The sequence below is a fragment of the Psychrobacter sp. AOP31-B2-9 genome (assembly GCF_052378005.1).
Taxonomy (GTDB): Bacteria; Pseudomonadota; Gammaproteobacteria; order Pseudomonadales; family Moraxellaceae; genus Psychrobacter.
The window spans coordinates 1-11,926 of record NZ_JBQSXG010000097.1 but is presented as its reverse complement, the minus strand read 5'-3'; the positions used below and the strand labels follow the sequence as shown (position 1 = coordinate 11,926).

The following is an 11,926-nucleotide window of genomic DNA, read 5'->3' as shown; positions in this document are numbered from 1 at the left end:
TATACAATACATTGAAGCTAAGACACCAAAATAAAAAGCCCTTAACATCATGACTGACGTTAAGGGCTTTTATCATTTTATCAATCGCTCATAAGGATAATACGATCTGCTTCAACATCTTTATTCTTGCCATTGCTCAAGCGTAAACTTAGTATCTAAATGCGTCTCTAATGCAGGTAGGTTAAAAGCATCGTCTTCACTAACAAAGCTGATGCTGATGCCTGTCTGCCCAGCACGCCCTGTACGACCAATACGGTGTACGTAATCATCTGGCTGATCTGGTAAGGTGTAATTCACCACATGACTGATATCATCGACATGGATACCACGCCCTGCTACATCTGTCGCGACTAAAATACAAGCGTGACCATCCTTAAAACGCTGTAAGTATTTTTCACGTTTTTGTTGGATAACATCACCTGACAGCATCACAACTTTATGGGCTTGACGCAGCTTATGATAAAGGCGTTTTACTTGGTCTTTACGATTGGCAAATACAATGACTTTATCCATCGCAGGATCACTAATAATACGCTGCAATGCTTCTAACTTTTGATTTTCTGTCAATAAGTAAAAATGCTGATCGACCAATTCACTGGTCTTATGCTCAGGTTCAATTTCCACAAATTGTGGCTCATGCAACCAACGATAAGCCAAGTTCATCACATCTTGATTAAAAGTGGCAGAAAACAATAAGCTTTGGCGGTCTGTATTGGCTGGCATACGGCCGACTAAACGCTTAATGTCAGGAATAAAACCCATATCAAGCATTCTATCCGCTTCATCCAACACCAATACTTCGACACGATCCAGATAAACCATGCCTTTATTGGCAAGATCAATCAATCGACCAGGCGTTGCAACCAATATATCGACATATTGACGCTCAAGCTCATACTGTTGTGTCTCATAATTGGTACCACCCATGATACAGACACTGTGTAAAGAGGTATATTTGGTCAGAGCAATACAGTCATCAAATATTTGCTGAGCCAGCTCACGAGTTGGCGCCATGATTACCGCACGTGGTTCACCTAAATAACGCTCCTCACCATTAGTGAAAGGACGTTTGAGTAAAGCTTCCATAATGGTCAATAAAAACGTTGCTGTCTTGCCAGTACCTGTTTGTGCCTGTCCAATAGCATCTTGATTGGCCAACGTATGTGGTAGTATTTGTGCCTGAATAGGCGTTAGTTCAGTAAAGCCCAAATCACTTACCGCACGTAAGGTTGATGTTGAAAGTGGCAAATCAGTAAATGTTGTGAAATTGCTCAAAAAAATATCCTTTTTAATTAATCGCTTGTTCATTATTAATCATGAATAAGCTCGTAACAACTTTGGTCAAACTAGGCACTCTTAGCCCATTTAGATAACTAGCAATTGACTTGAAAACACACCCTAGGCATCGTGTAGACATAAAAAAAGCCAAGCCCAGTGTCTGATCCTACCAATGATGCTGATATTAACGCAACATGGATAAAATAAAACGGGCTTGACTCAGTAGTATATCAGTAGTTTGTACAGACATTATAGCTAAACCATTATAATGCCTGAATAGATTACTCTGCTACTTTTCTGACTTCTTCAGCTTGAAGACCTTTTTCGCCCTCTACTACACTGAACTCAACCTTTTCGCCATCTGTTAAAGAGCGATAGCCATCACCTTGAATCGCGCGAAAATGGACAAAAATATCTTCTCCGCTATCACGTTGAATGAAACCAAAACCTTTCGAGTCATTAAACCACTTAACGGTACCTTGCTCACGAGCTGACATAATATTACTTCCTAAAAAAGTCTGCTTAGCCCCAAATTCCTTTGCAAAACTGCATACAATCGGGATCTAAGATCATGAAATCAAAAAAATGAGAGTCTTACTCTAATGCGTGTCTGCATTTACAAAATAGTGATAAAAATGAGAGAAACTGCAACCAAACAAGCAAAGTAGTACAAATATATCAGTCAGCTACTTGATGCTGTTTAGCGAAGCTTCATCTACTTTTAATCCATGTAATGTTTGATATTCAGATTAATGACACGCCATAATCACTATTACCTAAACATTACACCTACCTTATAAACCTATCATAATAACAGCAACAAATTTGTAATATTTATTGCATAAAAAATATCATAGCACGGGTTTTTAGCAACATAAAGACTTTTAACATGCTTTTTAATGCTTAGGTGAGTTTTTCATGTAATTTTTTATAACCTTCATCAGCAAGCTGTTATCATAAAGAAATAAGCAGCACTACCATGAAATGATAAAATTTGCTTTTCTAAGCGTCAGATACCTTACAATAGACTACTAATCTAAGACAACAGCTACAGAGACCATTATGACCACGCCTTCTCAATTTGCCGCAGCTGCGACACCTTCTAGCCAAAAAAGTATCCAAACACGCACGCATAAACTGTTACTGGTTAATGGAGTCAATCTAAATTTATTAGGTAAACGCGAGCCTGAAATTTATGGTCATACCACACTGGCAGATATTGAGAAACGCTTAACAACACGAGCCGCTCAGTACAATATTGAGTTAATATGTGTACAATCAAACCACGAAGGCCAAATAGTTGATAGTATTCAACATTATGGGCTATTGGCAGATACAGCAGCACAGGTAGATGCTATTATCATAAACCCTGCCGCATTTACGCATACTTCAGTTGCCATACGTGATGCACTATTAGCCACACAAAAGCCCTTTATAGAAGTACATTTATCCAATGTTCATGCACGTGAACCTTTTCGCCATCACTCTTATTTAAGCGATATTGCAGTTGGAGTTATTTGTGGCTTGGGACAGATGGGCTATCAAATGGCATTGGATTATTGGCTAGACAACCTCTACTCTATAAATATTGCTGACTGAAGTTTAGGGTTTATTAAACATTCAAACATTAAGGTGACTGATCGCTATAACTGCACCAGACTAGGCGAAAATTGATGATAACGTCGAAACCTCAGCTAGGTTTTCAACAATGTTTGGGATAATGTTAGCATCAGCCTTTCAAGGCAGTACATTAGAACGCAGCCTAATTGAGCAGTAACGATCAAAAAATAGAATTACGACTGAATAAACAACCCACTACATGGTGATATGAATGGCAAAATCGTCTGGAAAGCGCTTTATGAAACTCGCTGGCATGACTGCAAGTATTGCCGGTAAAGCAGCTAAAAACTCATTTAAGCACCTCTCAAGTGACGAAGAAAAACGTTTACAAGCACGATCAGAGCTAATGCAAGAGGTAGGCATCCAGATAGCCGAAACACTTGGTGAAATGAAGGGTGCGGTGATGAAAGTGGGACAAATCGCATCGCAATATAAAGATGTATTTCCACCCGAAGTAGCAACGGCTTTAGAAAAGCTACAAAAAGATGCGCCGCCCATGCCCTATACACAAATACAGGCACAAATAGAACGTGAGCTCAAAGCACCTGTGACCGAACTATTTAGCAAGTTTGAAGAAATGCCGTTTGCTGCAGCATCCATTGGACAAGTACATAAAGCAATGCTGCCGTCTGGTCAAAAGGTCGTCGTAAAGGTTCAGTACCCAGGCGTCGATGAAAATTGTGATAGCGATCTCAAACAAGTACGCATGGCTTTAAAAATTGCTGGCGTACTTAATATGAGTAAGCAGCTACAAGAACAGTTATTTAACGAGATTAACCAAAGTCTGCACGATGAATTAGACTATATAAAAGAAGCCCATAACTTACGAGTATTCGGTGCTTTTCATGCAGAGGATGAAGGTCTTATTATTCCAAAAGTCATCAGCAGCCACTCATCTAAGCGAATTTTAACCTTAACAGAAGAGGCAGGAGAGACACTAAGCGTCGCGTCAACTTGGGACAATGAGATCAAACAACAGATAGCAAAGCGTCTGTTTCATTTTACCGCAGGACAACTGTTTGGCTTATATCGTATGCACTGTGATCCACACCCTGGAAACTTTGCTTTTCGTAAAGATGGCAGCGTTGTGGCTTATGATTTTGGTGGTATTCGCAGCTATAGTGACAACGAAATTCAATTATTTCGTCGTTTTGCCAAGCATGCCATCAAAAGTGATGTCACAGCACTCGAACAGGATTTAATCGCTTTAGACATTCGCCGTGATGACGACAAAGATATTCCTGGTGAGTTTTATAAAAAATGGTTATCTATTGGCTTAAAACCTTTGTCTATCGAGCCTTATCAAAAAGGTCGTTTTGATTTTGGCAGTAGTCAAGTACATCACGAAGCCATTGCACAAATGCGCACCTCTTTAAAGTATTTTGGACAATTCCAACCTTCTGCCACGACCATGATGCTAGATCGTACCGTATCAGGACAATATTGGAACTTGGTCAACTTGGGTGTTGAGATTGACCTATCGCCACTGGTACATGAATACATTGACGTATAAAAATATAAAAGATAGCGCTCTAGATCTAGATAGCTAAATAAACAGCATGAAGAGAACCACTGTCTATAATACTGCCACTATGTGCCCCAAACGTCGTAATTACTAGATATGTAAGGCATGTCCGCATCGATCACAGAAATCTGCGGAGACAGCATGACCGAATTTACCACAATTAGGACAAGTCACAGGACTCAGCTGAGGGCGCATATTTCGTGCTAGCTCAGAGGTAAAAATACCTGTCGGTACCGCAATGATCGAGTAACCTGTAATCATAACCATACTTGCAATCGCCTGACCCAACGGTGTTTTTGGTGACATATCACCATAACCAACCGTTGTCATGGTTACAACCGCCCAATAAATAGACAGTGGAATACTGGTAAAACCATTCTTTGGACCTTCTACTACATAGATAATTGATCCGAATATCGTAACCAAAAGTACCAATGACAAGAAAAATACCGTGATTTTTTGTTGACTGGTTTTGAGCGCTGAAGCCAAAAAACCCGCTTGTTGCATATAAGCTTTAAGCTTAAGTACTCTAAAAATACGTAAAATACGTAAAATACGAATAACCAGTAAGTATTGAACACCCACAAACATTAGACTTAAATAGCTTGGCAGCACAGACAGTAAGTCAACAATCCCAAAAAAGCTAAAAGCATAACGTAAGCGATTGGGTGCTGAAAAAAGCCTTAAAATATACTCCATCGTAAACAAAATAGTGAAAAACCATTCTGCATAAAAGAATATAGTGCCATATTGCAAACGCATGTATAGCACACTGTCAATCATTACCACAGCCACACTGGCCAAAATTGCAATCAATAATACAATGTCAAAAATCTTACCCAAACGAGTATCCGTGCCTTCGATAATGACATGAATACGGTTACGTAAGTGTGTAATGGCTTCGGCAGTTAATTGCTTCATAGAGTCAGTAACTTCATCAGATCATTGTCTTAGTACTCTGCAATGACTTAAATTTAGGTGAATAAGACCAAGTTGGTCAAAATACATAAAACTGGTTTATAATATTGCCCACTAACCACAGTGAAGACAATCTATAAGTTGCCACAGTGTAGCAAAAAAGCACTTCTAACGACATACAAATCATTAACATGTGAGAAGCTGTGTTACTTTGAATAAATAGAATAACTATATTATAAGAACAGCTAATTCAATGTTGAAGATTATTGTTAAATACTTTTTTTAAGCATAGCAATTAATACGTAAAACCTAAGGATGTTATATGGCAGGTCACTCAAAATGGGCAAATATTAAACACCGTAAAGCCCGTCAGGATGCGGTAAGAGGTAAAGTATTTACCAAAATTATTCGTGAAATCGTTTCTGCTGCTAAGCAAGGTGACCCTGATCCGGACAAAAACCCACGCCTACGTGCCGTTATCGAAAAAGCCTTATCGGTTAATATGACTAGAGATACGATTAACCGTGCGGTCGCTCGTGGTACAGGTGGCGGCGACAATGAAAATATGGAAGAAGTTAGCTACGAAGGCTATGGTGTTGGTGGTGTGGCTGTACTGGTAGAAACCTTAACTGATAACCTCAATCGCACAGTCAGTGAAGTACGTCACGCCTTTACCAAAAATGATGGTAACCTTGGCACGTCAGGCTCAGTGGCCTATCTATTTACCAAACGCGGTGAAATCATCTTTAACGATATAAGCTTAGAAGACGAAGTCATGCTGGTCGCATTAGATGCCGGCGCGCTTGATATCGAAAACGATGGCGAAAGCTTACTTGTCATCACCGAGTGGGAAAGCTTTGGTCAAGTAAAAGATGCGCTTAATGCAGCAGGTCTGGTTTCTGACAACGCAGAAGTCACTATGTCGCCATCAACCACAGCTGAGATAGATAATGTTGATGATGCCGAAAAAGTCATGAAGATGATCGATATGTTAGAAGATGCTGACGATGTTCAGGAAGTCTATACCAACGTTAGCTTTACTGCTGACGTGATGGCCCAACTCGAAGGGTAACGCAAATAGTCTCAAATGTAGCTTATGTTACTGATCTGTGAGGTCTAAATATTAGAAATAACCTTTAACATTAATTATTTAAACTTTAGAGCCAGACAGTTTCTTACTGTCTGGTTTTTTGTTGTCACAAGTATGCCTATAGACATTGTTTTTGTGAAAATTGAGGCATATAATCGCACAAAAACGGTAATAGTTATTATTTGCAACAATGCGAATAATTAAGGACTCTCTATGAGTATTACGATCCTCCCTTCTCAAAACTCCACTACCGATACATCTATTCTTTCTGATAATAAACCTACATCATCTCCTGTGTGTTCATTATTAGACTTAGACAAGCGCCAGCCTGCCATTATTGATGAGATTGTCGCCAATAGCCGGTTTGGTGAGATCGATGGTGCTATTAGTCAACGACTAAAAGATTTAGGATTTTTACCCAATACTTTGGTTCACATTGTAGCCAAAGGCTTATTTGGTAAGCCACCTTATGCCGTGCAGCTCAACACAGGCGCACAATTTAGCTTACGTGCCGATGAACTGATAAAAATACAATGCCGTGCTGTCACATAAAGGCAAATGGTAAAAGGCACTAATTATTGGATGCCCACCAGCTCTATCCAAATGCTTTTCTCATATAGTCGATTCAATTTAAAAGTCATACAAGGCAGCCGAGCGTAGAGGTATATTAAATACTTTAAGCGAGGTTAATGCGGTAACACTTTTATAGTGGAATGACTATGCCAGTCCTTTTAACAGCGATTCATAAGTTATGCCCTCTTCCATACCGATCAATCAAACAACCCACCCCACAAATGCACCTACTACACCTATCACACTGGCATTAGTGGGCGCACCTAACTGTGGTAAAACCGCAACCTTTAATGTACTGACCGGCTCTAAAGCCAAGGTCGCCAATTACTCTGGGGTCACGGTTGACAAACGTAGCGCCTTGCTACTTGGTCACACTGACGTGCATATTTTAGATTTGCCCGGCACTTATAGCTTAAAAACAGCAAGCCTTGACGAAGAAGTCACGCGCAAAGTGTTATTCGGTCAAATGCTAGGTGAATCTATCCCTGATGGCATCATTTTTGTGGCCGATGCCACCAACTTGCGTATGTCATTACGGATGTTACTTGAGCTCAAAAGTTTGGGCTTGCCCATCATCGTGGCACTCAATTTAAGCGATGTGGCACAAAGCCGTGGCTTGGTAGTTGATGAGTCTATATTGTCAGATGAGCTTGGCGTACCTTTTGTGAAAACCGTTGCCATTAAACGTAAAGGCTGCGAGCAGTTATTCACACTGGCTGACGAACTTATTAAACATATTGGTAGCCGCGACAAACCTGTATGTTTTTTTAATAGCAATACCGATACCCACATGCTGTATCAGCAAGCTGATGATATTTTAAGCCGCGCAGTAACTAGAGCACAACAACTACCAAAATGGCATGAGCGACTGGATCAACTGACATTACACCCTGTTATAGGCGTAGTCATTTTATTAGTGATTCTGTTTGTTATATTTCAAGCTGTCTATGCCTGGGCAACACCGATTATGGACAGCATCGAATGGCTGGTGGGTAGTATTGGCATTTTATTGTCACAATGGCTGCCAGACGGCATATTACAGAGCTTAATTGTAGATGGTATTGTTGCGGGCGTGGGCAGCGTATTGGTATTTGTACCACAGATTACCTTGCTATTTTTATTTTTATTAGTCCTTGAATACTCAGGTTATTTACCACGAGCGGCATTTTTGTTAGACAACTTATTAGCAAAAGTAGGACTGTCTGGTCGCTCGTTTATTCCACTGCTATCTGGTTTTGCCTGCGCTGTACCAGCCGTGATGTCAACCCGTACCATTCCTAGCCATAAAGAACGCTTAGTGGCTATTGCTGTGCTACCCATGCTTACCTGTTCCGCTCGCTTACCTATTTATGCACTTATTATTGCAGCGGTGATACCCAGTCAAACCGTGTTGGGCATATTCAACTTGCAAGGAATCACGTTATTTATATTGTATGTTGCCGGTACATTTTCAGCGGCATTGGTATCGTGGTTATTTAAACGTTTTAGTGGTACAAAATCAGAATCGTCTGCATTCCCCTTACTGATGGAGTTACCAACGTATCGCATGCCAAATGTGATGCATATTGCGGGAGAACTTTGGGACAAAGTACGTGCCTTTTTAATGAAAGCAGGTACAGTTATTTTTGCCTTATCAGTCATACTATGGGTGTTGGTGACCTTTCCATCAGCACCCGTAGACGCAACTGGTCCCGCAATTGATTATAGCTTTGCTGGTATGCTTGGTCATGCTATTGAACCTATCTTTGCACCAATTGGATTTACATGGCAGATGTGTATTGCACTGATTCCAGGGCTTGCGGCTAGAGAAGTCGTGGTAGCTGCTTTGGGCACCGTATATGCGGTGGGTGATGTGGGTGATGAACTCATGAACCAAACATTGATTCCTATCATTCACGCTCAATGGGGTTTGGCCACAGCTTTTTCATTTTTGGCATTCTACGTATATGCGCCTATGTGTTTGGCCACGCTTACCGTGATTCGACGTGAAACCAAATCATTAAAGCAAACATTAATGATTACGGGATATCTGTTTGCCTTGGCTTATGCAATGGCATGGATTGTTTACCGAATTGCCGGCAGTATTTTTGGATTTTAAGAAACTCACGAAGGAGTTAAAAATGAATATATGGTTAGAATACCTCATCGTTTTTATTATCGTTGCGATATCTTTTTATTACGTGTGGACAAAAGTTATATTTAAGAAATCAAAAGGATGTTCAGGCTGCAAAAAATGCAAGTAGCCAGAATCCTTAAATGTAAGAGCAATCTACAACACTAGCGCTTATCCCTATATAAAAAATGCCAAACCCCTATCAGGTTTGGCGTTTTTTATGTGTTCGATTATTTATCAACAGACAATATCTATACACTTTAGCAGTCGACACCCTCAAGGGTTAACAAGTATTTCTTTTTGTCCAATCCGCCAGTATAACCGCCAATCTTACCATCACTCGCAATCACACGATGACAAGGAACAATCAGGCTAAATGGGTTTTTACTATTGGCTTGCACAACGGCACGGAATCCTTTTGGGCTATTAACACGTTTTGCGAGTGTCCCGTAGCTGATAGTCTCGCCATGGGGGATTGTTTGCAACCCTCGCCATACTCTTTGCTGAAACTCTGTTCCTAAAGACATATCTAAAGGCAAGTCAAAGTCTTTGCGAGCGCCACTGATATATTCATTGATTTGCTCAATAGCAGTTAGCAAGAGAGCCTGTGTCCTATCAGATATACTTAGGCTATTGCTATCTATGAACTCAAAATCACTATCATCTAGCTTGTAATGCTTTTTAAGCTTAGGTACGGATTTTGAGCTATGCCAAGAATCACCTGCCAGTAGCCAGTTGGCCTCGACCAATTGAGGACTGTCATGCTCACTATAACTGGCACTGGCAATTAAGGTCAATTGATGTGCTCCAAGAGCCGTTGTAGTGACTATCATGACAATTATCCCAATATATATTTATCTGCTAAAAATATCGTTCATTGTACACCGCTACTTCAGACAGTTATTTCAATTTGACTTACTCTTTATCATCAGTCTCGAATAACGCTGCGACAAACTGCTTAGGACTAAAGGCACGCAAATCATCAATCGACTCGCCCACGCCAATGTAACGAATCGGTACATCCGTTGTTTCAGCAACATTAAAAACCACGCCACCTTTGGCCGTGCCGTCTAGCTTGGTGATGGTAATACCAGTCAGTGGTACGACTTTGTTAAATAATTCAACCTGATTAATTGCATTTTGACCTGTGCCAGCATCAAGGACAATCATACCTTCGTGCGGTGCGCTTGGATCAGCTTTACGCATCACACGCACCACTTTTTCAAGTTCTGACATCAGGTGCGTTTTGTTTTGCAAACGTCCTGCAGTATCGGCAATAAGCACATCAATATTTTTTGCCTTAGCAGATTGCATGGCATCAAAAATAACAGAAGCACTGTCTGAGCCATGACCTTGGGCAACCACTGGAATACTATTACGCTCACCCCAAATTTGTAGCTGCTCCGTGGCTGCTGCTCTAAAGGTATCGCCAGCAGCTAACATAACTGACTTGCCTTCACCTTGTAATCGCTTAGCCAATTTACCGATAGTAGTGGTTTTACCTACGCCATTGACACCTACCATCAAAATAACAAATGGTTTTTTGGTACTATCAATCACTAGCGGCGCAACTTTGGGGGTCAAAATATCAACCAGCTCAGTTTGCAAGGCTTTGTATAATGAGTGAGCGTAAATCAAATCACCACGGTCGGTCTGTTCAGTAAGGCTTTTGATAATACGGTTGGTCGCATTGACACCAATATCGGCAACCAATAGCTGATCCTCGACTTCTTCTAACAGTTCATCATCAATCTCTTTACCACCGATCAAGATATTGACCATACCTTCGGCTAAGTTTTTACGTGACTTACTAAGCCCCGTTTTCATACGATTAAACCAACTGCCTTTTTTATCAATTTTTTCTGATTCTGCTTCTAGTTTCGTTGACGTGACACTAGCAACTGAATTATTACTATTAGCTGAACTAACACTCGCACTGTTTCCTAAATTTTCTTGCAGTGGCATAGCTGGAATGTTTGCAATATCTTTATCACTAGTAGCATTAGCAACCGAATCACTGCTTTCAGAATTTTTAGCGGCAACCTCAGCGTTGATTTTTGACTCTGTCATAACAATCGGCGTGCCCAACGCGACATTTTCATTCTCAAATGTGGTCGTTGGTGTAATATCCTCAGCCTCATCAATAATAGGCACCGATTGCGCCGGTAGACTGGGTAAAGTAATGTCATCGTCATCCAAGTCGTCAAGGTCACCATCTAGATTGATGACCACACGGTTACTGTTGTTTGGGTTATTCATAAGCTTGCCCTAAAAGTTATCACTACCAGTTATTTGTTTATTTTAAATGGGTTTATCAGCCGTCGTGTTTTTACCATCAGCATGACAAATAATTTTGCCCTAGTTTAGCATAATTCTAGTGGCGCTCAGCCCTTATCCTCATAGACTATCGTCAAAAACCACTGGTTTAGAAGGTGACATAATCAGTTTAGAAAGTTTTGCTTAAGATTTGGACACAAAAATCTGACCTTGAGCATGCTAAACTTCTCCTACTCTACCAACTCTTACTATAAAATTTACTATATTTGTTTAACCACTACTTATTCAACAATTACCCCTTTAGGAACTACCTATGTCCTCACTATCTAACACTTATAAAAAATACAGTAAAAAAATAACCAGTATCAGTGCAGTTACTCTGCTAACGACAATTGTATTGTCAGCAACAGGCTGTAATACCACACATGATATCAAACCAACTGCCAGTGTCATGGTCGGTGCACACACCTCTTTATAAGCTTTCTCTTGTTATAATTAGGGCGTGTTGAACATTGGCGACAAATTGATGGCA

General features: G+C 40.4%; 11 protein-coding genes. 6 read left to right on the top strand and 5 right to left on the bottom strand.

Annotation, left to right across the window (positions count from 1 at the left end):
- Nucleotides 1–120 precede the first annotated feature (120 nt).
- Both ACT3SX_RS10765 and ACT3SX_RS10760 read right to left on the bottom strand, forming a co-directional pair.
- Complete coding sequence (locus ACT3SX_RS10765) at nucleotides 121–1,308, bottom strand: DEAD/DEAH box helicase (RefSeq protein ID WP_192519605.1); 1,188 nt, start codon at nucleotides 1,306–1,308, stop codon at nucleotides 121–123.
- Between the two features lie 251 nt (nucleotides 1,309–1,559).
- Complete coding sequence (locus tag ACT3SX_RS10760; protein WP_192519604.1) at nucleotides 1,560–1,775, bottom strand: cold-shock protein; 216 nt, start codon at nucleotides 1,773–1,775, stop codon at nucleotides 1,560–1,562.
- A gap of 565 nt (nucleotides 1,776–2,340) precedes the next feature.
- Between ACT3SX_RS10760 and aroQ the strand changes: the two genes are divergently transcribed.
- Nucleotides 2,341–2,877 carry a type II 3-dehydroquinate dehydratase gene (aroQ, locus tag ACT3SX_RS10755; protein WP_442063138.1) on the top strand — a complete coding sequence of 179 codons (537 nt, stop codon included), beginning with the start codon at nucleotides 2,341–2,343 and terminating at the stop codon, nucleotides 2,875–2,877.
- A gap of 232 nt (nucleotides 2,878–3,109) precedes the next feature.
- Nucleotides 3,110–4,411 carry an ABC1 kinase family protein gene (locus tag ACT3SX_RS10750; protein WP_192519602.1) on the top strand — a complete coding sequence of 434 codons (1,302 nt, stop codon included), beginning with the start codon at nucleotides 3,110–3,112 and terminating at the stop codon, nucleotides 4,409–4,411.
- A gap of 102 nt (nucleotides 4,412–4,513) precedes the next feature.
- Here the strand turns inward: ACT3SX_RS10750 and ACT3SX_RS10745 are convergent, their stop codons facing one another.
- The gene (locus tag ACT3SX_RS10745) at nucleotides 4,514–5,344 is read right to left on the bottom strand and encodes an ion transporter (protein WP_192519601.1); all 831 of its coding nucleotides are present in this window, start codon (nucleotides 5,342–5,344) and stop codon (nucleotides 4,514–4,516) included.
- Between the two features lie 319 nt (nucleotides 5,345–5,663).
- Between ACT3SX_RS10745 and ACT3SX_RS10740 the strand changes: the two genes are divergently transcribed.
- The 3 genes from ACT3SX_RS10740 to feoB all read left to right on the top strand — a co-directional run bounded on the left by ACT3SX_RS10740 (nucleotide 5,664) and on the right by feoB (nucleotide 9,102).
- Nucleotides 5,664–6,413 (top strand): YebC/PmpR family DNA-binding transcriptional regulator, encoded by a 750-nt coding sequence (locus tag ACT3SX_RS10740; RefSeq protein ID WP_192519600.1) that lies wholly within the window; start codon nucleotides 5,664–5,666, stop codon nucleotides 6,411–6,413.
- 231 nt (nucleotides 6,414–6,644) lie between these two features.
- Nucleotides 6,645–6,983 carry a FeoA family protein gene (locus ACT3SX_RS10735; protein ID WP_192519599.1) on the top strand — a complete coding sequence of 113 codons (339 nt, stop codon included), beginning with the start codon at nucleotides 6,645–6,647 and terminating at the stop codon, nucleotides 6,981–6,983.
- Nucleotides 6,984–7,182: 199 nt separating this feature from the next.
- Nucleotides 7,183–9,102 (top strand): ferrous iron transporter B, encoded by a 1,920-nt coding sequence (gene feoB, locus ACT3SX_RS10730; protein ID WP_442069857.1) that lies wholly within the window; start codon nucleotides 7,183–7,185, stop codon nucleotides 9,100–9,102.
- Between the two features lie 275 nt (nucleotides 9,103–9,377).
- Here the strand turns inward: feoB and ACT3SX_RS10725 are convergent, their stop codons facing one another.
- Both ACT3SX_RS10725 and ftsY read right to left on the bottom strand, forming a co-directional pair.
- On the bottom strand, nucleotides 9,378–9,950 hold the full coding sequence (locus ACT3SX_RS10725; protein ID WP_442069855.1) for a methylated-DNA--[protein]-cysteine S-methyltransferase: 573 nt from the start codon (nucleotides 9,948–9,950) through the stop codon (nucleotides 9,378–9,380).
- An 82-nt stretch (nucleotides 9,951–10,032) separates the two neighbouring features.
- Entirely contained in the window at nucleotides 10,033–10,944 is a 912-nt protein-coding gene (gene ftsY / locus ACT3SX_RS10720; protein WP_225739194.1) for a signal recognition particle-docking protein FtsY, read from the bottom strand.
- A 763-nt stretch (nucleotides 10,945–11,707) separates the two neighbouring features.
- Here ftsY and ACT3SX_RS10715 point away from each other — a divergent pair.
- The gene (locus tag ACT3SX_RS10715) at nucleotides 11,708–11,872 is read left to right on the top strand and encodes a hypothetical protein (protein ID WP_192519596.1); all 165 of its coding nucleotides are present in this window, start codon (nucleotides 11,708–11,710) and stop codon (nucleotides 11,870–11,872) included.
- The last annotated feature ends 54 nt before the right edge of the window (nucleotides 11,873–11,926 follow it).